General features: G+C 61.0%; 17 protein-coding genes. 5 read left to right on the top strand and 12 right to left on the bottom strand.

Translation table 11 applies throughout. The annotated features are described in order from the left end of the window. The first annotated feature begins 142 nt into the window (after window positions 1-142). Window positions 143-358 carry a YqaE/Pmp3 family membrane protein gene (locus tag AB4Y85_RS09550; protein ID WP_441984639.1) on the top strand — a complete coding sequence of 72 codons (216 nt, stop codon included), beginning with the start codon at window positions 143-145 and terminating at the stop codon, window positions 356-358. A 130-nt stretch (window positions 359-488) separates the two neighbouring features. Here AB4Y85_RS09550 and AB4Y85_RS09545 read toward each other — a convergent pair whose 3' ends face one another. After that, the gene (locus AB4Y85_RS09545) at window positions 489-2006 is read right to left on the bottom strand and encodes an ATP-binding cassette domain-containing protein (protein ID WP_441984638.1); all 1518 of its coding nucleotides are present in this window, start codon (window positions 2004-2006) and stop codon (window positions 489-491) included. Window positions 2007-2341: 335 nt separating this feature from the next. Beyond that, window positions 2342-3022 (bottom strand): YggS family pyridoxal phosphate-dependent enzyme, encoded by a 681-nt coding sequence (locus AB4Y85_RS09540; protein WP_441984637.1) that lies wholly within the window; start codon window positions 3020-3022, stop codon window positions 2342-2344. A 125-nt stretch (window positions 3023-3147) separates the two neighbouring features. Here AB4Y85_RS09540 and leuS point away from each other — a divergent pair, with 125 nt between their 5' ends. From leuS to holA, 3 genes are read left to right on the top strand one after another with little or no spacing between them, the layout of a single operon-like run. Beyond that, a complete protein-coding gene (gene leuS, locus AB4Y85_RS09535) occupies window positions 3148-5769 on the top strand; it encodes a leucine--tRNA ligase (protein ID WP_441984636.1) in 2622 nt (873 codons plus the stop codon). Next, window positions 5756-6331, top strand: coding sequence for an LPS assembly lipoprotein LptE (lptE, locus tag AB4Y85_RS09530; RefSeq protein ID WP_441984635.1), 576 nt, complete (start codon window positions 5756-5758; stop codon window positions 6329-6331). Before leuS ends, lptE begins: the two co-directional genes overlap by 14 nt. 6 nt (window positions 6332-6337) lie before the next feature. After that, a complete protein-coding gene (holA, locus tag AB4Y85_RS09525) occupies window positions 6338-7357 on the top strand; it encodes a DNA polymerase III subunit delta (protein ID WP_441984634.1) in 1020 nt (339 codons plus the stop codon). A 9-nt stretch (window positions 7358-7366) separates the two neighbouring features. Here holA and AB4Y85_RS09520 read toward each other — a convergent pair whose 3' ends face one another. From AB4Y85_RS09520 to mnmE, 6 genes are all read right to left on the bottom strand, one after another. After that, window positions 7367-7813 carry a DUF1801 domain-containing protein gene (locus AB4Y85_RS09520; protein WP_441984633.1) on the bottom strand — a complete coding sequence of 149 codons (447 nt, stop codon included), beginning with the start codon at window positions 7811-7813 and terminating at the stop codon, window positions 7367-7369. A gap of 218 nt (window positions 7814-8031) precedes the next feature. Continuing rightward, on the bottom strand, window positions 8032-8916 hold the full coding sequence (locus tag AB4Y85_RS09515) for a ParB/RepB/Spo0J family partition protein (protein WP_441984632.1): 885 nt from the start codon (window positions 8914-8916) through the stop codon (window positions 8032-8034). Window positions 8917-8934: 18 nt separating this feature from the next. Next, window positions 8935-9774, bottom strand: coding sequence for a ParA family protein (locus AB4Y85_RS09510; RefSeq protein ID WP_441984631.1), 840 nt, complete (start codon window positions 9772-9774; stop codon window positions 8935-8937). Next, complete coding sequence (gene rsmG, locus AB4Y85_RS09505; protein ID WP_441984630.1) at window positions 9771-10394, bottom strand: 16S rRNA (guanine(527)-N(7))-methyltransferase RsmG; 624 nt, start codon at window positions 10392-10394, stop codon at window positions 9771-9773. The genes AB4Y85_RS09510 and rsmG overlap by 4 nt, the downstream gene beginning before the upstream one ends. After that, on the bottom strand, window positions 10391-12274 hold the full coding sequence (gene mnmG, locus AB4Y85_RS09500) for a tRNA uridine-5-carboxymethylaminomethyl(34) synthesis enzyme MnmG (protein WP_441984629.1): 1884 nt from the start codon (window positions 12272-12274) through the stop codon (window positions 10391-10393). The genes rsmG and mnmG overlap by 4 nt, the downstream gene beginning before the upstream one ends. Window positions 12275-12484: 210 nt before the next feature. Continuing rightward, window positions 12485-13795: a tRNA uridine-5-carboxymethylaminomethyl(34) synthesis GTPase MnmE gene (gene mnmE / locus AB4Y85_RS09495; protein ID WP_441984628.1), complete on the bottom strand. Its 1311-nt coding sequence runs from the start codon at window positions 13793-13795 to the stop codon at window positions 12485-12487. Window positions 13796-13918: 123 nt separating this feature from the next. Between mnmE and AB4Y85_RS09490 the strand changes: the two genes are divergently transcribed. Further along, entirely contained in the window at window positions 13919-15943 is a 2025-nt protein-coding gene (locus AB4Y85_RS09490; RefSeq protein ID WP_441984627.1) for a thioredoxin domain-containing protein, read from the top strand. A gap of 16 nt (window positions 15944-15959) precedes the next feature. On the opposite strand, the gene AB4Y85_RS09485 is transcribed toward AB4Y85_RS09490, so the two are convergent. The 4 genes from AB4Y85_RS09485 to hemE form a co-directional block, all read right to left on the bottom strand. Then, entirely contained in the window at window positions 15960-16487 is a 528-nt protein-coding gene (locus AB4Y85_RS09485) for an Lrp/AsnC family transcriptional regulator (RefSeq protein ID WP_441984626.1), read from the bottom strand. Window positions 16488-16672: 185 nt separating this feature from the next. Beyond that, on the bottom strand, window positions 16673-17938 hold the full coding sequence (gene rho, locus AB4Y85_RS09480; RefSeq protein ID WP_441984625.1) for a transcription termination factor Rho: 1266 nt from the start codon (window positions 17936-17938) through the stop codon (window positions 16673-16675). A 656-nt stretch (window positions 17939-18594) separates the two neighbouring features. Continuing rightward, a complete protein-coding gene (gene hemJ, locus AB4Y85_RS09475; protein WP_441984664.1) occupies window positions 18595-19017 on the bottom strand; it encodes a protoporphyrinogen oxidase HemJ in 423 nt (140 codons plus the stop codon). 6 nt (window positions 19018-19023) lie between these two features. After that, on the bottom strand, window positions 19024-20061 hold the full coding sequence (gene hemE, locus AB4Y85_RS09470; RefSeq protein WP_441984624.1) for a uroporphyrinogen decarboxylase: 1038 nt from the start codon (window positions 20059-20061) through the stop codon (window positions 19024-19026). Window positions 20062-20129: the final 68 nt, after the last annotated feature.

Below are 20129 nucleotides of genomic sequence, written 5' to 3'. Positions count from 1 at the left end.
CCTTGCGGGGAGGGCTAGGGTGGGGGTGGTCTGACTGGATGAGCGTTTTCAAAGTAAAGCGCTGGACTAACCTCTCCCACACGGGAGAGGGGTTCTGCCTTTGCAACCGGATGCCGTCATCCCATTTAAAGCCGAGTTTGGAATGAAAGGCCTGCTGACCATGCGTCTCCTGATTGCCCTGATCCTGCCCTGGCTGACCTTCTTCACCATCGGCCGGCCCTTCGCGGGGCTGATCTGCCTGATCCTGCAAGTCACCGTGATCGGCTGGCTTCCGGCGGCGATCTGGGCCGTCTATGCGCTGAGCCAGTTCAACACCGACCGCAAGATCGAAGCGGCCATGCGCCAGCAGGTGCGGTGATCGCGCAATCCTGATCGATCCGTCATCACCGGCCATGTGCCGGTGATCCCGATTGTTTGAAACGCGGCGCTCTTCGGATCGGGATGGCCGGGACAAGCCCGGCCATGACGGTGGAGTATTCTAATCGCCCCTACGCCGCCCTCAACGTCTCATAAAACACCTCCGGCGCGTCGATCTCCCTCACCTTGCGTCCTTCGATCAGCAGGAAACGCGTGCCGACGGCCTCGATGAAGCTGCGGTCGTGGGAGACGAGGATCGCGGTCGCTTCCGAGGCGAGAATTTCCGATTCCAGGGCCTCGCGGCCGGGAATGTCCACGTGGTTGGTGGGCTCGTCCATGAGGTAGAAATTCGGCTCTGTCAGACGCAAGGCCAACAGCCCGAGCCGCGCCTTCTGGCCCGGCGACAGGGTGCCGATGCGCCGCTTTTGCTGCTCAATCGAGAAGCCCGCGCCCGCCAGCAAAGCCGTGCTGCGCTGATCACCCAAGCGAAAGCCCGAGAGGATGTAGCCATGCGGCGTTTCGCTGGAAGGCATCTGCGACAGATCCTGATCCGTGTAGCCGAGCACAAGCGTCGGTGAGGTGCGGATGCTGGACACGCCGTCGGGGCGAGTGATTGCCCTTTGCAGCATGCGCACGAATTGCGATTTGCCGATTCCGTTGCGCCCGAGCACGACGATGCGGTCGCCCTGCTCCACGTCGAGCTTGCGGATGTCGAACAGCTTCTCGCCATCGGGCTTGGTGATGGTGATGTTTTCCAATGCCAGCAGAACCCGTGCATGGGTACCGCGATTGCCGAGACGGATTTCGCCCGTACGCTCGCGATGCAACGTCAGCAGATTATCCTCCAACGCATCGGCGCGCTTCTTCAATTGCTTCGCCTTCGTCAACGCTAAGTCGCTGCCGCTGTTGATGCCGGTATTGCGCAACTCGCCCGCGTTGTGCCGCAACCGTTTGATCTCTCGCCGATCTTTCTCGTTCTGGTTCGCCTGCGCTTCGTCATGCGCTTCCATGAGATCGCGGGCGCGGCGATAAGGGTGCGCGAAGACCACGGATGTTTCAGGCCGCAGGAACAGGGTTTTGGTGGTGCAGGAATCGAGAAAGTCGCGATCGTGACTGACGATCGCCACCGGGATCTGTCCGGCAGTCTCATTGATCCATCGCTCCAGCAGCAGCAGCTTTTCGAGATCGAGATGGTTCGTCGGTTCATCGAGCAGCAATGCGTCCGGTTCCGCGATCCAAGTGCGCGCGATGAGCGCCAGACGCTGCCAGCCGCCACTGAGCGCACGCATCGGGGTTTGGCGCATCGCCTCCGGGGCTTCGAAGCCGTCGAGCACGATGTCGGCGCGCCATTCATTACCCTCGCGTTCGAAAGCCGGAAGGCCGCTCAGCACGGCGTCGAACAGGGTCAGGTCGAGAAGTTCATCCGGCACGTCCTGTTCGACGAGGCCGAGGCGCATGCCGCGGGAATGGATGACCTCTCCTTCCGTCGGCTCGGCTAGTCCTGCGAGGCATTTGAGAAGCGTGGTCTTGCCGGAGCCGTTGCCAGCGACGATGCCGAGGCGGTCGCGTTCGCCGATGACGAAATTCAGGTCGCGAAACAGGGGAGCGGGCGTGAGGACGGTGACATTGCGAAGGCTGATATGGCCCATAATCGATCTCTTCTGGCAGGCGAGGCGGCTTATTCAAAGCACGCGGCGCGAAGTCTTGAACGTGACGTCAGACGCGCCGGGCTTTTTAAGCCTTCAGCGCGGGTGAGCCGTTCAGAGCCGACCAGAATGAGATGAGGACGCGAGGGTCGCTTTCAGCGACCAAAAACCTTGCGTCAGATCCGTGTCATGGTCCGCCCTGCAACAAGCTGCTGCAGGGCCTGCCAGGGGCCGAACATGCGTAGATGCATCGCTTCACACATGCAGCCCTCCTGTGGTTGGTGTGGCGGATCGTTGGGAAATTTAACCGTAATGCCCTTGCGGCGCAATTCGAAAAGTCAGACGGCCTTCGGACGGCTTCCGAAAATCGCGCTGCCCACGCGCACATGGGTGGCGCCGAGCTGGATCGCGGCGTCGAAATCGGCGCTCATGCCCATGGAAAGCATTTTGAGACCGTGCTTTTTCGCGATGGTGTTGAGCAGCGCGAAATGCGGTGACGGCGGATCCTCGGCGGGCGGAATGCACATCAGGCCTTCGATGGTCAGGCCGTATTTCGTGCGGCAGGCTTCGAGAAAACCATCCGCTCCCCCCGGTGCGATGCCGCCCTTCTGCGATTCCTCACCGGTATTCACCTGAACCAGCAGGCGCGGCGCCCTGCCCTGCTTGGCGATTTCCTTGGCGAGCGCTTCGGCGAGCGAAGGCCGGTCGAGGGTGTGGATCACGTCGAAAAGCTCTACCGCCTCCTTGGCCTTGTTGGACTGAAGCGGGCCGATCATGTGCAGCTCCACGTCGGGAAAACGCTCACGCAAGGCGGGCCACTTGGCCTTGGCCTCCTGCACGTAGTTTTCGCCGAACACCCGCTGACCGGCAGCCAGAACCGGCTCGATATCTTCCACCGGAAAGGTTTTGGACACGGCCACCAGCGTGATCCCAGCCGAATCGCGGTCATAATCGGATGCGGCGCGGCGGATCGCCTCCCGCACCTCCTGCAGACCCTCGACGGGGTTGTTCTCGCTCATGGGACCCTCTCAAAGCCGTCTCCGCGACGCGAAACCGTTGACCGCGCGGGAGAGCTGTGTCCTAGTCCGCCGCAACGTGGCGGCGCAAGCCGCATGAACCTCTAAACGACGGATAAAGACGGAAAATGAGGCCCGAGCGCTACAACGCCAAGGAAGCCGAGCTGAAATGGCGTAAGGTCTGGAACGACGGCAACCTGTTCAAGACCGACAACTACGACCCGCGTCCGAAATACTACGTGCTTGAGATGTTTCCCTATCCGTCGGGGCGCATCCATATGGGTCACGTGCGCAACTACACCATGGGCGACGTGGTGGCGCGCTACAAGCGAGCCAAGGGTTTCAACGTGCTCCATCCGATGGGCTGGGACGCCTTCGGCATGCCGGCGGAAAACGCCGCGATGCAGAACAAGGTCCACCCCAAGGAATGGACCTATGCCAATATCGCGACCATGCGCACCCAGCTGCAGAGCATGGGCCTGTCCATCGACTGGAGCCGCGAGATCGCGACCTGCGATCCGAGCTATTACAAGCACCAGCAGCGCATGTTCATCGATTTCCTGGAAAAGGGCCTCGTGGACCGCAAGACCGCGAAGGTGAACTGGGATCCGGTGGACCACACCGTGCTCGCCAACGAGCAGGTGATCGACGGGCGCGGCTGGCGCTCCGGCGCCTTGGTGGAGCAGCGCGAGCTGACCCAGTGGTTTTTGAAGATCACCGATTACGCACAGGATCTCGACGAGCGGCTCGACACCTTGGACCGCTGGCCTGAGAAGGTGCGCCTGATGCAGCGCAACTGGATCGGCCGCTCCGAGGGCCTGATGGTGCGTTTCGCCTTGAAGCCCGAGACGGTGCCGAACGGCGAGACCGAGCTGCAGATCTACACTACGCGTCCCGACACCCTGTTCGGCGCGAAGTTCATGGCTGTTGCGCCCGATCATCCGCTGGCGAAAGCCGCTGCCGAGAAGAACCCGGAACTCGCCGCCTTCATCGAGGAAGCCAAGCGCGTCGGCACGGCGCAGGAGGCCATCGACAAGGCGGAGAAGCTCGGCTTCGACACCGGCGTGCGCGCCGTGCATCCGCTCGACCCGAACTGGACGCTGCCCGTTTACGTCGCGAACTTCATCCTGATGGAATATGGCACCGGCGCCATCTTCGGCTGCCCGGCGCACGATCAGCGTGACCTGGATTTCGTCAACAAATACGGCCTCGGCAACACGCCTGTCGTCTGCCCGCCCGATGTGGACCCTGCGTCCTTCGTGGTCACCGACATCGCCTATGACGGCGACGGCCGCATGATCAATTCCCGCTTTCTCGACGGCATGACCATCGATGAGGCGAAGGAAGAGGTCGCCCGCCGCTTGGAATCCGAGACTCTTGGCAACCGTCCGGTGGGCGAGCGCAAGGTCAATTTCCGCCTGCGCGACTGGGGCATCTCGCGCCAGCGCTACTGGGGCTGCCCGATCCCGATCATCCATTGCGACGATTGCGGCGTGGTGCCGGTGCCCAAGGATCAGCTGCCCGTGGTTCTGCCGGAGGACGTGTCCTTCGACGTGCCGGGCAACCCGCTTGACCGCCACGCGAGCTGGAAGCGCGTGGATTGCCCGACATGCGGCAAGGCGGCCCGCCGTGAGACGGACACCATGGACACCTTCGTGGATTCGTCCTGGTACTTCGCCCGCTTCACCGACCCGACCCTGACGGATAAGCCCACCGACCGCGCAACGGTCGATGCCTGGCTGCCGGTCGATCAGTATATCGGCGGCATCGAGCACGCGATCCTGCATCTGCTCTATTCGCGCTTCTTCACCCGCGCGATGAAAAAGACCGGCCATGCCGGCCTGGACGAGCCCTTCGCCGGCCTGTTCACTCAAGGGATGGTAGTGCACGAGACCTATAAGGACGCCAAGGGCGCCTGGGTCCTGCCCTCCGACGTGCGCTTCGAGGTGCAAGGCGCAACCCGCAAAGCCTTCCATGTGGAGAGCGGTGCGCCCATCGAGATCGGCTCCATCGAGAAGATGTCGAAGTCGAAGAAGAACACGGTCGATCCGGACGAAATCATCGCATCCTACGGCGCAGACACCGCACGCTGGTTCATGCTCTCCGACTCGCCCCCTGAGCGCGATGTGATCTGGACCGAGGAAGGCGTGCAGGGCGCAGGCCGCTTCGTGCAGCGCGTATGGCGCCTCATCGGCGAAATCGCGGAGCGTATGGCAGGCGGCGACGGCGCTGCAGCTGACGGCCCCATCGGTTTGGCTGTCCGCAAGGCCGCGCACAAGGCGCTGGCTGCCGTGGAAGAGGATGTGGAGCGCCTGCGCTTCAATCGCTGCGTGGCGCATCTCTACGAGCTCGCCAATTCCCTCCAGGATCTGGCTAGCCAGGCGAAAACCGCCAATGAGCCCGGCCTGTCCGCCGCTTTCGGCGAGGCCGGACGCATCTTCGTGCAATTGCTCGCTCCGATGATGCCGCATCTGGCGGAGGAATGCTGGGCGTCTCTGAACCAGCCGGGCCTCGTTACGGATACCGCCTGGCCGGTCGTCGAACGCTCGCTGCTCGTCGAGGACACGGTTACCCTGCCTGTCCAGGTCAACGGCAAGAAGCGCGCCGATGTCACCGTGGCCCGCGATGCGGATCAGGCGACGATTGAGGCAGCTGTGCTCTCGCTTGATGCCGTGCAAAAGGCTATGGAAGGGAAACCTGCCCGCAAGATCATCGTCGTTCCCCAGAGGATCGTGAATGTCGTCGCTTAATCTCAAAGGGTTTTCCAAGAAGCCCTTGACCTTGAAGCCCTTGGCTCGCCTTGCTCTCGTGGCAGGCCTCTCGCTCGGCCTGTCCGCCTGCTTCAAGCCACTCTACAGCCCGACGGCCTCAGGCGAATCACTTCAGTCCGTGCTCGCCGCCATCGACGTGCCGGAGATCGATTGGCCGGACAGCCAGGCGGTGATGGGCCATTATCTGCGCAGCGCGCTGATCTACGCGCTCAACGGCTCGGGCTCCGACACGCCGAAGCGCTATAAGCTGCGGCTCGCCCTGACGCGGACCATCAGTGCACCCATCGTCGATACGGAAACGGGCCGCGCCAGCTCGGCCATCGTCAACGGCACGCTGACCTATACCCTGACGAGCCTGGACGGGAAGACGGTCTACACCCAAGGATCGGCCACCAACACCACGTCCTATGACCGCTACCAGCAGCGTTTCGCCTCTATCCGTGCAGGACGCGATGCGGAGGTTCGTCTGGCTAAGGTCTTGACGGAAGAAGTGAAAACCAGACTGGCGGCGACGCTGTCCGCAGCACCTGCCGGCAGCTGATCGCCTATGGTCGCCGTCAAGGCCGGTGACGTGGAAGGGGTGCTACGGCGCCCCAATCCACAGATCGGCGTGTTTCTATTCTATGGACCCGACATGGGCCTCATCAATGAGCGCGCCCGCGCCCTTGCGGAACGCTCGGTCGATGACTCTGCCGATCCCTTCCAGCTCATCCGCATCGATGGAGACGACATCGCCTCCGATCCCGGCCGTTTGGCCGACGAGGCGGGCACTATGGGCCTGTTCGGCGGCAAGCGGGCGCTTTGGATCAAGTCCACCTCGCGCAACATCGCGCCCGCCGTGGATGCGGTGCTCAAGGGCGAGTTGCAGGACACGGTGATTGTCATCGAGGGCGGTGACCTTCAGAAATCCTCGCCCCTGCGGACCCTTTGCGAGCGTTCTCAGAAGGCTCTTGCCCTGCCCTGCTATGCCGATACCGGCCGCGATCTCGGCACGGTGGTCGACGACACCTTGAAAAACAACGGCCTTTCGATCTCACGCGATGCCCGCACCGCCCTTATCGCCAGCCTCGGCGGCGACCGCCTGGCGACGCGCGGCGAACTCTCCAAACTCATGCTCTACGCGCATGGACAACGCGAAATCACCCTTGAAGACGTCGATGCGATCATGAGCGACGTATCGAGCCTTGCGATGGATGCGGTGGTCGATGCGGCTTTCGGTGGCGAAGGCACGGGGCTCGAAACCGGCTCGCGCCGCCTTGCCGCCGAGGGCGTACACGCTTCCGTCGTACTCGGTGCCGCGCTGCGCCATGCCTTCATGCTGCTCACGGCCCGGCTCACTGTGGAGGAAGGCCGCCCGATTCCGACCGTCATGGAAACCATGCGCAGCCTGCATTTTAGGCGCAAACCCCTGGTCGAGCGCGACCTTCAGAAGTGGACGAGCGAGCGGCTGAAACTGGCAATTACCTTGCTGCAGACAAGCCTGCTCGAAACCCGGCGCATGTCGCATCTCGCCGATACGATTGCCGCGAAAACCTTGCTCGACATCGCGCGCTCGGCGCGGCGCTGAACTTGCTTATTACTGTTCGAGACCAATCAGAGACTTATTTCGGCTCCCACGTCCCTGATGATAAGTTAACGCCATCGCCACGCAATGCTTGAATGGAGCTATAGGAAATTCGTCGCCAACTGTGAAAACCAATGCCCGATTGTCTTGGAACGTGAATTCGCCCGGATAGAGTTCGCGGAATGTGGAGACGAGGCTTGTTTGACAGTGAAAGAAAACGGCATAGCGCAAAGCCTCTGCCTTCATGGCGTCGACTCTAATGGTGGTTCCGACCTTCGGTCGTGAGGGCAGATAAGCTGGCTGCCCCCACTTCAAAGTCTCAATGATCTCTCCAACAAGATCGATGTCATAAGCGGTTTCAAGAATAAGGTCTCTTACCCGCAGCAATGGCTTTCTGAGAACAACAGGATACGCTTTGAATGCGGCTTCGACTTGAGGGTCGCTAAATGGAATAGCCATCGATTACCTGAATGCTGAAGGGCGCAGCATTAGTGTGAATCTAAACCCAAGCTAGATCTAGCGTATCTAGTGAAACAGAAAATCTATTTGTCTAGCCAAGGCAGCAGTTGTGTAAAAGGCGATGCTTCTTGCTTTGCCATTAAGCAATACAGGCCATTGGTCCGCAGCTGTATCCTGCGCGAAGTAACCTATGGAAGTATTGCGATAGGTTTGTTGGATTAAGGATTCAACCGCCGGCAGAGGCCGTCGAGCTGTTCCAAGGTCTTGTAGCGAATACGTAATTCGCCGCCGCTGCTCTTGTGGTCGATGGAGACGGTGAGGCCCAGGACGTCCTGGAGCACGCGCTCGAGGGCACGGGTGTCCGGATCCTTCTCGGCTTTCGCCTTCGCGGCAGACTTGGTCTCCAACTTGGTCGGCTCGGCATTGTCGGTCTGCGCGATGGCCTCGACTTGGCGAACGCTCATCCCCTGATCGATCACCTGTTTCGCCACCGATGCGGGGTCCTTCACCGCCAGAAGCGCTCGACCGTGACCGGCGGAGAGCTTGCGGTCGACGAGGAGCTTCTTCACCGGACCGGGCAGGTCGGTGAGGCGCATCATGTTGGCGATGTGGCTGCGGCTCTTGCCGATGATCTTCGACAGGTTCTCCTGCGTGTAGGAGAATTCGGCCATCAGCCGCGCATAGCCTTCGGCCTCTTCGATGGGATTGAGGTCGGCGCGCTGGACATTTTCGAGAATGGCGTATTCGAGCGAGGTCTTGTCGTCGATATTGACGACGACGACCGGAACCTCATGCAAACCCGCTTTCTGCGACGCGCGCCAACGGCGCTCACCGGCCACGATCTCATAAGAATCGTGCTTATTCGGCACGGGCCGCACAACGATGGGCTGAATGATGCCGCGGTCTTTGATGGACTGGGTCAATTCCTGCAGCTCCGCATCCTCGAAAACTTTTCGCGGATTGCGCGGGTTCGGCGTGAGGAACTCGACAGGCACCTTCTTCTGCCCACCTTTGTTGCTCTGGATCGTGCCGATCTCATCGCCGACTTCGCCGATCAACGCGGCAAGGCCACGGCCGAGGGACGACTTCACTTCTTTCGCCATTGTTCTTCTCAACTCTTGTTACGCGGCGCGCAGGGAACGTTCGCGCTGAATGATTTCGGATGCCAAACGGAGATAGGCCTGAGAGCCTGTGCACTTGATGTCGTAGAGCAGCACCGGCTTGCCGTGGGACGGCGCCTCGGACACGCGCACGTTGCGCGGGATCATCGTCTCGTAAACCTTGTCGCCCATGAACTGGCGAACATCGGCCACGACCTGCCCCGACAGATTGTTGCGCGGGTCGAACATGGTGAGCACCACGCCGTGAATCGTCAGCTCCGGATTGAGTGCGGAACGGACCTGTTCGACCGTCTTGAGCAGCTGGCTGAGGCCTTCCAGAGCAAAAAATTCGCATTGCAAGGGCACTAGAACCGCGTCTGCAGCCGTTAGCGCATTGATGGTCAAAAGATTTAGCGAAGGTGGGCAGTCGATTAAAATATAGGTAAAGGGTTCCGTTACCTTTTCACCCCAAAGCGCCTGAATTGCCGAGCGAAGCCTGTGAGCCCTGTTACGCTCGCTTGCGATCTCCAATTCAATGCCGAGCAGGTCGAGCGTCGAAGGCGCGACGTATAATCCGGGCACGACTGTCTCGGTAATGCTCTCCGCGAGCGAAGCTTCGCCGGCAAGAACATGATAGGTCGAGACCTGACGGTTCTTCCGGTCAATGCCCAGACCGGTCGAGGCGTTGCCCTGCGGGTCGAGATCAACGATCAGAACCTTCTCGCCAATGGCCGCCAAGGCGGTGCCGAGATTGATGGCGGTGGTCGTCTTTCCGACTCCGCCCTTCTGGTTGGCAAGCACAAGCACACGGGGCTTAGGCCCACGCGCTCCAGCTTCAGGTCCGCTGTGGTCGGTCATCATGATAGGCTCTCGATGGAAGTTATGCGGAGAATCCTGGCTTCGGAATCGGTGCGGCTTGGCAGGATATCTGCCTCGAATGTCCACCTTTTCCGGGCCTCGGTCAATTCAATCTCGGCGTCCCTCCCTTTAGGAAAGAGGCCAATTGCCCCCGCTTTCAACATGGGTTCAGTCCATTCTAGAAGCTGGGTTAATGAGGCGAGCGCACGGGCGGAGACCACATCGGCTTGGCCCACGAAGCCGGGGATCACGGTTTCTAGACGAGCCGCACGGATACTAGCCTGGGCTCCTGTGAGGCGTGTAATCTCACGCAGGAAGGCGCATTTGCGGGAATTGCTCTCGACGAGATAGACCTTCAGACCCCTCTCCTGTCCTGCGATGGCCAAGACCAGACCCGGAAAGCCCGCCCCTGAGCCGAGATCGATCCATGTCTTGGCTTGAGGCGCGAGGTCGAGGAGCTGAAGCGAATCGACGATATGGCGATCCCAAATCTGGTCGAGGGTCGCTGGGCCGACGAGATTCTTGACCTTTTGCCAACGGCGAAGCTCACGCTCCAGAAGCTCAAGCTTTTCTCGTGTTTCACGTGAAACATCGATCTTCGATGTGGTAGAGCTTGCCATCATGACGCCGCCGAATCGACGGATCGACTAAAACGGGACGACTTTTTGGCATGTGCTGCCAGAAGCGTCAGCGCTGCAGGTGTGATGCCCTCAATGCGGGCGGCTTGGCCGAGAGTCTTGGGCCGAACGAGATCGAGCTTGGCCTTAATCTCGTTCGACAAGCCCGGTAGACCACTGAAGTCCAACGCCTCTTCCAGCACGATCCCCTCATCTCGGCGATAGGCAGCGATATCGGCCTGTTGACGATCCAGGTACACGGCATAGGTCGCATCCGTTTCCAGCCGCTCCTGCACCTGGGAACTGACGGATTCCAGCTCCGGCCAAGCCTTCGTGATCTCGGCCCATCCGATGCTTGGATAAGACAGTAGCTGATAGGCGCTGCGGCGGACCCCGTCCTGGTTCAAATTTAAGCCATGCCGTGCCGCTTCCTGCGGGCTCATGCTGACAGATTGAAGCTTATTGCGGACGAAGCGGATCTCCTCTTGCGAGTGCTTGAAATGAGCTTCACGCTTCGAGCCTACGCAGCCGATCTCAAGGCCCCTGCCCGTCAGGCGCTCATCCACATTATCGATGCGCAGGCTGAGGCGGTATTCGGAGCGGGAGGTGAACATGCGATAGGGCTCGCTCACGCCCCGTGTAATCAGGTCGTCGATGAGCACGCCGATATAGGATTCGGCACGGTCGAACACCGCACTATCCCGGCCATCGGCCCGACGCGCGGCGTTGATGCCGGCGACGAGGCCTTGGGCGCCCGCCTCTTCATAACCCGTCGTACCATTGATCTGACCAGCCAGGAACAGGCCCTTCACGGCCTTGGTTTCGAGCCCTGATGTCAGATTGCGGGGGTCCACATAATCATACTCGATGGCATAAGCCGGCTGGAGCATGCGCACCCGCTCAAGGCCGGGAATCTCGCTAAGGAAAGCGAGCTGGACGTCCTCCGGGAGAGAGGTCGAGATGCCATTGGGATAAATGGTGACATCATCAAGGCCTTCCGGCTCCAGGAATATCTGGTGTCCATCTCGGTCGCCGAAGCGCACCACCTTGTCCTCGATGGAGGGGCAATAGCGCGGGCCTGTGCCTTGGATATCGCCGGAATACATCGCCGAGCGGTGCAGGTTAGCCCGGATCAGATCATGGACCTTAGCCGTGGTGCGGGTGATGCCGCACTCGATCTGAGGCGTCGTGATCTTCTCGGTCAGGAGCGAGAAAGGCACCGGCTCATCATCCGCCGCCTGCTTGTCGATGCCGGCCCAATCGATGGTGCGGCCATCGAGGCGCGGCGGGGTACCAGTCTTGAGGCGCCCGAGGGTAAAGCCAAGCCGTGCGAAGGTCTTCGGTAGGCCGAGCGAAGGACGCTCACCCATGCGGCCTGCAGGAATCTTCTTCTCGCCGATGTGAATGAGGCCCGACAGGAAGGTCCCCGTGGTGATGACCACGGCGCCGGTCCTGAGCTGCTGTCCATCGGTCAGAAGCAGGGCCGCAACCCGGCCATCCTGTACGATAATGTCATCCGCCTCCCCCTCGACGATGGTAAGGTTCGGCGTGTGATGCAGCTCGGCCTGCATGGCACGGGCATAGAGCTTCCGGTCCGCCTGGGTGCGTGGGCCGCGAACAGCGGGACCCTTTCGTCGATTGAGCAGGCGAAACTGGATGCCTGCCTGGTCGGCGATACGCCCCATGACGCCGTCCAGGGCATCGATTTCGCGCACGAGATGGCCCTTGCCGAGGCCGCCGATGGCTGGGTTACAGGACATCGCGCCAATGGTCGTGAGTTTGTGGGTTACGAGCGCGGTGCGCGCGCCCACGCGTGCGGAGGCCGCTGCCGCCTCGGCACCGGCATGGCCGCCACCGACCACGATCACATCGAAATTATGACTCACGAAGGTCTCCATGGCAGGGGTCTAGGTCCTCGCCTGGAAGAGGTCAAAAGGGCAAATTGTTTCACGTGAAACATCGGCGCTCTCCACTGCTTCCACACAGGCTCTCCACAGGCTGTGCAGATTGGATTCAGCACCAATCAACCGATTCGTGAACAGGCTGCGAGAAGAGTCTCACAGATTCGCTTTATCCTTACCGGGCCAGACCGGCGCTTACTTGCCAATGCAGAAGCTGGAGAAGAGCCGGTCGAGAACATCCTCGACATCGACCCGTCCGGTGATTTCCCCAACAGCCCTCGAAGCAAGACGAACCTCTTCAGCCGCCAATTCCAAGGGGCCGGCGGTCGCAAGAAGCTCACGTCCATTCACGAGGCAGGCATGCGCCCGCTCCAGGGCCTTTCGATGGCGCTCGCGAGTGAGAATGGCATCCCCCTGGCTCATGGCTTCTTCCGCTTCCACCTGAAGACGGTCGATAAGATCGGGAATCCCCTCCCCGGTCGCGGCGGAGACAAGAAGATCGCAATCGTGCCGGACCCGATTCAAATCAGCCTTGGTTCCGACCTTCAACAAACGGCGGGAGAGCGGTGCACCGGTCACGGCACCATCCGGCGGAACGAGCCACAAGACGAGATCCGCATCCTGAGCGCGGGCGCGGGCGCGGGATACGCCCTCCTGCTCGATCAGGTCGCCGCTCTCCCGCAGGCCCGCCGTGTCGACGATGATCACTGGGAGACCGGCCAGATCACATCGCACCTCGATCACATCGCGGGTGGTCCCGGCGATGGGGGAGACGATCGCCACGTCTCGCTGGGCCAGAGCATTGAGAAGGGTCGACTTGCCTGCATTGGGCGGTCCGGCGAGAACGACAGTCAGCCCCTCACGCAAACGTTCGCCGCTGCGGTTGGACAATGCCCGACCGATCTCGTCCTGAAGCCGGTCGATACGCGCCAGGATATCGGCCTCCAGATCCTCGGGCACATCGCCCTCGTCCGAGAAATCGAGGCTCGCTTCCAGAAGAGCGAGGACCTGGAGGATGCCTTCGCGCCAGCTCTCGGCGGCGTTGCCGAGACGGCCTTCGAGCTGGAGCATGGCTTGGCGCCGCTGCGCCTCGGTCTCAGCGTCGATCACGTCGGCGAGACCCTCGACCTGGGAGAGGTCCATGCGGCCATTAAGGAAGGCCCGGCGGGTGAACTCTCCCGCTTGCGCCGGGCGGCATCCGGGGATTGAGCCGAGGGCGCGGAGCACCGCTGCGCGGGTGGCGAGACCGCCATGGATATGCAGCTCGGCCTGATCCTCGCCGGTAAAGCTCTTCGGTCCCGGCATCCAGAGAACGAGGGCCTGGTCTAAGGGTTCTCCCGTGCCTGGCTCACGCAGGATGCGGACGGCGGCCTGGCGCGGCGTAGGAAGACTTCCACCCAGGGTCTCCAAAACCAAACGGCTGGCTGGTCCGCTGATCCGGATGAGGCACACGGCGGCCCGGCCGTAACCGGAGGCAGTGGCGAAGATGGTGTCATCCGAACGCATGACTTGAACCTCTGGGGTTTAAGGGACTTGATGGTTGATGAAGCGTTGACGCGAGATGGAGCAAGGATCGGTTCAGGTCCGAATCGATCAAGCCCGCGAACTCGCGGCCTGAGAGACACATCGATGAATCGCCTCGCGAATGCCAGCTCTCCCTATCTCCTGCAGCACAAGGACAATCCTGTCCATTGGTGGGAATGGGGGCCGGACGCCCTGGCGGAGGCGAAGCGGCTGAACAAGCCGGTGCTGATCTCCATCGGCTATGCCGCCTGCCATTGGTGTCACGTGATGGCGCATGAGAGCTTCGAGGACTTAGGTGTGGCGGCGGTGATGAACGAGCTCTACGTCAACATCAAGGTGGACCGGGAGGAGCGGCCCGATGTGGACCATGTCTATATGAGCGCCCTCCACCTCCTCGGCGAACAGGGCGGCTGGCCGCTCACCATGTTCCTGACGCCGGAGGGCGAGCCGTTCTGGGGCGGAACCTATTTTCCGAAGGACCCGAAGTTCGGCCGGCCCGGTTTCACCCAGGTGCTTCAGGAGATCAGCCGCCTCTATCATGCGGAGCCGGAACGCATTCTCAAGAATCGGGACGCCTTGAAGCAGCATCTCGCCAAGGGAACCGAGGGCGACGGAGGCACCCTGGCCCCGGCGGATCTCGACCGCATGGGCCTGCGGCTGACGGAGCTCATCGATCCCGAGAACGGTGGCCTCCAGGGCGCGCCGAAGTTCCCCAACCCGCCGATCCTCGAATACCTCATCCGCTATGTGCGGCGCACAGGCGATATCGAGGCACGCCAGCGCTTCCTCCTGACGATGGAGCGAATGGCCCTCGGCGGCATCCGCGATCATCTCGGCGGAGGCTTTGCCCGTTACTCCGTGGATGAGCGTTGGCTCGTGCCGCATTTCGAGAAGATGCTCTACGACAATGCGCAGCTGCTGGAACTCTATGGGCTGGCCTATGCGGAGACGGGACGTGCTCTGTTCCGGGATGCGGCGGAAGGCATCGTCACGTGGATCGAACGGGAGATGGTGACACCCGAGGGTGCCTTCGCTTCGAGTTTGGACGCGGATTCGGAAGGCGAGGAGGGACGCTTCTATGTCTGGAGCCTCAGTGACATCCGCGAAGTGCTGGGCGAGGATGATGCCGCCTTCTTCGCCAAGGTCTACGACATCACGGGTGAGGGAAACTTCGAAGGCCACAACATCCCTAACCGTCTGATCACCGGAGAAGCCCCTCCCCCGATCGAAGAGCGGCTTGCAATCATGCGGGCCAAGCTGCTGGAGCGGCGTGCAGGACGCGTGCGCCCGGGCCTCGACGACAAGGTGCTGGCCGATTGGAACGGGCTGATGATCGCGGCCCTGGTGCGCGCCGTTCCCCTCCTCGACCGGCCGGACTGGATCGGACTTGCAGAACGGGCCTATCGGTTCATTCGCCAGTCGATGAACCGGGATGGGATGCTCGGTCATTCATGGCGTGGCGGCTCGCTCATCTTCCCCGGCTTCGCCCTCGATCACGCTGCGATGATGCGGGCTGCCCTCGCGCTGTTCGAAGCGACGGGCGACGTCTCCTATCTGCGGGATGCGCAAACCTGGCGCGATGTGCTGCTGGCGGAATTCATGATCGAGGACGGTGGGTCTTTGGCGATGACGGCGAGAAGCGCCGATCCGCTCGTGGTGCGTCCACAGCCGACCCATGACGAGGCGGTGCCCAACGCCAATGGTGTCTTTGCCGAAGCCCTCGTGCGGCTTGCCCGGATCACCGAGACGCAAGCCGATCACGAGCGGGCGGGCGAGGTTCTGTCCCAGCTTCTGGGCATCGCGCGGTCGTCGCCGCTCGGTCATACCTCGATCCTCAATGCCCTCGATCTGCATCTGCGGGGCCTCACCATTCTCGTCACGGGAAACAAAGCAGATGCTCTTTACGATGCAGCGCTGCGGGTGCCCTATCTCGACCGCAGCACCCGCCGGCTTCAGCCAGGAGAGAGCGTGGGCCCGAACCACCCGGCAAGCGCCCTCGCCTCCTCGAGCGAGAACGCGCAGGCTCTCGTCTGCGCCGGTCAGCGCTGCTCGCTCCCCGTCACGACATCGGAGGCCCTGAAGGTTCAGGTCATGGAGATGATAGCGGTCGCCCCATACCAGGATTCCTAGAGCATCAACAATGACCTCACGACCGATGCTTGAGAAGCTCGCGCACCTTCTCGCCGGCGAGTTCGCGCTTGAGATGGGTGAGCGGCAGCGCGCCGTCCGACTTCACGCGAGTGAGGGAAAAGCTCGACCGAATGTCACCGATCATCGGCAGAGTGAGAAGCTGGTCGGTCAGAAAGCGCTCGTAGGTCTTGAGATCCGACACAACGATCTCGGCGATGAAATCGGCATTACCGGACACCATGTGGCAGGCCACCACTTCCGGCATCGCGATCAATGCATCCCGGAGAGCGGCGGCGTTTTCCCGTGAATGCTTTACCATCTTGATGTCCACGAAGATGGTCAGCCCGAGGCCCACCGAATCCCGATCCAGGACCGCGCGATAGGTGCGGATGTAACCGTCCTTTTCCAACCGGCGGACGCGCCGCAAACAGGGTGAAGGCGACAGGCCGACCTGATCCGCCAGTTCCTGATTGGTCAGCCGCCCATCCGATTGCAGGGCGCTCAGGATCCGCAGATCGATGGCATCGAGTTCAAGGTCGGACATGAATTCACCGGAAGTCGCGCTGATGCGCAATCTTCTGCCAGGCATGGACATGGGGCAAGGCGAACTTTGCCGGGATGTATTTTGAGGCCTCCGGATCACATCGGAACCACTCAAACAAAAACCCCACCCTCCGCGCGGAGGATGGGGCGATGGCAGCCGAATAGTTCGGCGATCAGGTATTCCGATTACGTGTTCATCGAGTCGAAGAATTCCTGGTTCGACTTGGTCTGACGGAGCTTGTCGAGCAGGAACTCGATGGCGTCCACCGTGCCCATCGGGTTGAGGATGCGGCGCAGCACATACATCTTCTTGAGCGTATCGCTCGGCACCAGCAGCTCTTCCTTACGAGTGCCGGAGCGGGTGATGTCGATAGCCGGGAAGGTGCGCTTGTCGGCGACCTTGCGGTCAAGGATGATTTCCGAGTTGCCGGTGCCCTTGAACTCTTCGAAGATCACTTCGTCCATGCGCGAGCCGGTATCGATGAGCGCCGTCGCGATGATGGTGAGCGAACCGCCCTCCTCGATGTTACGGGCAGCACCGAAGAAGCGCTTCGGGCGCTGGAGCGCGTTGGCGTCGACACCGCCGGTCAGCACCTTGCCGGAGGACGGAACCACCGTGTTGTAGGCGCGGCCCAGACGGGTGATCGAGTCGAGCAGGATGACCACGTCGCGGCCATGCTCCACCAGGCGCTTGGCCTTCTCGATCACCATCTCGGCCACCTGCACATGGCGGGTCGCCGGCTCGTCGAAGGTGGAGGCCACGACCTCGCCCTTCACGGAGCGCTGCATGTCGGTCACTTCCTCGGGGCGCTCGTCGATGAGCAGCACGATGAGGTAGCACTCGGGATGATTGGTGGTGATCGACTGCGCCACGTTCTGCATCAGAACCGTCTTACCGGTGCGCGGCGGCGCGACGATCAGCGCACGCTGGCCCTTACCGATGGGCGACACGATGTCGATGATGCGCGGCGAGAAATCCTTGCGCGTCGGATCGTCGATCTCGAGCTTGAAGCGCTCGGTCGGGAAGAGCGGCGTCAGGTTATCGAAATGAACCTTGTGCCGGATATTCTCCGGGTCCTCGAAATTGATGGTGTTGACCTTGAGAAGCGCGAAATAGCGCTCGCCTTCTTTGGGTCCGCGAATCGGGCCATCCACCGTATCGCCAGTGCGCAGGCCGAATTTCCGGATCTGCGAGGGCGACACGTAGATGTCGTCAGGTCCCGGCAGGTAATTCGAATCGGCCGAGCGGAGGAAGCCGAAGCCGTCCTGCAGCACCTCGACGACGCCCGCACCGATGATCTCCACCTCACGGGCAGCGAGCTGCTTGAGGATGGCGAACATGAGCTCCTGCTTGCGCATCGTGCTCGCGTTCTCGACCTCGAGCTCCTCGGCGAAGGTGATGAGTTCGGTGGCGGATTTGGATTTCAGGTCTTGAAGTTTGATTTCCCTCATCGGGGAACACTCTCGGAGGTAAAAGCGCGGGCAGGTTCACTGTGCGCGGGGGAGATCGGGGAAATGTTCGACAGGGCCGCCCAGCTCACGAAGAGTGACTGTTTTTAAGAGCCATGTAGGCCCCCGTGCAGCGCAACCTGTCTTTTATGGAAGAGAACGCCTTTATAGCCGCGTTCGCGGGATTTCTCAAGAGGTTTGGCGTCAGAATAAAAATCGATCAGGGCCACCAGAACACGGAGGGGATAGAAAGGACCATGTTAAATTCGATGGTGAAGGGAGATCCGTCAATTTGACCCTGGCCCGCAAGAGAGAATTGAGGGGAGCTTTGGCCGTTCGAACTCGATTTTAAAACAAAGAACCCATTTATTCGGGTTTCGAAGGTGGCTTTTCTACCGTCCTTACAAGTGAACGAGCCTGAAGCTCCGCCATTATAATTGTAACGAAGTAGACCTCTGCAATTTTGATCTCCAACAAAAATATCTATCCTCTCAGGATTAGAAATATAATCTGAGATTACATAACGCCCTGTAATTGTCTCTCCGCTCGATGGTATAAATCCGTTGATCGGAAACATAGACACAAAGGCTTCTGTCGGCCCTCCGACAAAAGCCATAACCAAGACAGTTGTTATAATCCTGATCCAGCTGAGCATTGATCTAGAACGGCTTCACGATCACCAGGATCACTATGCCGATCATCAGCACCGTCGGGACCTCGTTGAGGATGCGGTAGTACTTCGCCGGCTTGGTGTTCTTGTCGGCGGCGAAGTCCTTCAGGCGACGCACATAGACGCCGTGCAGACCCGAGAGGATCAGCACGAGGGCGATCTTGGCGTGCATCCAACCGGATTTGTACCAGCCGCCATCCCAGAGCAGATAAAGGCCGAGCACCCAGGTGACGATCATCGCCGGGTTGATGATCGCCTTGAGCAGCCGGCGCTCCATGATCTTGAAGGTCTCGGACTGGATCGAGCCCTTTTGCGCCTCGCAATGATAGACGAAGAGCCGCGGCAGATAGAGCATGCCGGCCATCCAGGCGACGACGGCGATGACGTGAAACGCTTTCAGCCAGAGATACAGCATGTTTTAGGCTCCCCTCACGCGAGCGATCATCTGCTCGACGTGAGCGGTCGGCGTTTCCGGCAGGATACCATGGCCGAGATTGAAGATATGCGGACGCCCACGCACCGCACTCAAAATGTGGTCGATCCCCTGCTCCAGGGGTTCGCCGCCGGCGATCAGCGCCAGCGGATCGAGATTGCCCTGGGTCGCGACGGTCTGCGGCAGGGTCGGCAGCACGAGGGCCGGGTCGAGGGTCCAGTCGAGGGCAAGCCCGTCGCCGATCCCGGCCGATGCGAAGCGGTGGAGGTTCGCCCCACCACCGCGCACGAAAACGATCACCTTGGCCTGGGGCCGGGCGGCCTTCAAACCTTCCACCATCCGGCGGATCGGGTTGAGGGACAGGCGGTCGAACAGAGCAGGCGGCAGCGCCGAGCCGAAGCTCTCGAAAATCTGCACCGCTTCCGCGCCGGCATCGATCTGGCGGATGAGATAGGCGGTCGAGGCGGTCACCAGCCGGTCAATGAGCCCGTCCATGAAGGACGGATCGCGATAGGCGGCCAGCCGGGCCGGTGCTTGGTCCGGGGTGCCCTTGCCCGCGATCATATAGCTCGCGACCGTCCAGGGTGCCCCGCAGAAGCCCAGAAGCGTTGTTTCCTTCGGCAGCGACGACTTCAGACGATCCAGCGTCTCGAAGACGGGCTCCAGCCGCTCCAGCGGCAATTCATCGGCAAGCCTCTTAAAATCCTCCTGCGAGGTGACCGGATCGAGTTTCGGTCCCTCATTCTCGACGAAGCGCACATCCTGGCCGAGAGCGTGAGGAATGACGAGAATGTCCGAGAACAGGATCGAGGCGTCGAATTGGAACCGTCTAATCGGCTGTAACGTTACCTCCTCGGCAAGCTTCGGATTGTAGCAGAGGTCGAGAAAGGAACCTGCCTGTTTCCGGGTCTCCCGATATTCCGGCAGATAGCGGCCGGCCTGACGCATGATCCAGATCGGAAGAGGCCAGACCGGTTCGCCGTTCAGGACGCGCAGAATCGCTTTGGTGGGACGCTCGTTCACAGGACCTCTCTAAAACTAATAATCTTTGAATCTTAGAATCTATTGTTTCTCTTGGGCCGTGAATCATA

It is taken from the genome of Microvirga sp. 2YAF29, from assembly GCF_052114605.1.
Taxonomy (GTDB): Bacteria; Pseudomonadota; Alphaproteobacteria; order Rhizobiales; family Beijerinckiaceae; genus Microvirga.
This window is presented reverse-complemented; position numbering and strand designations above follow the sequence as displayed.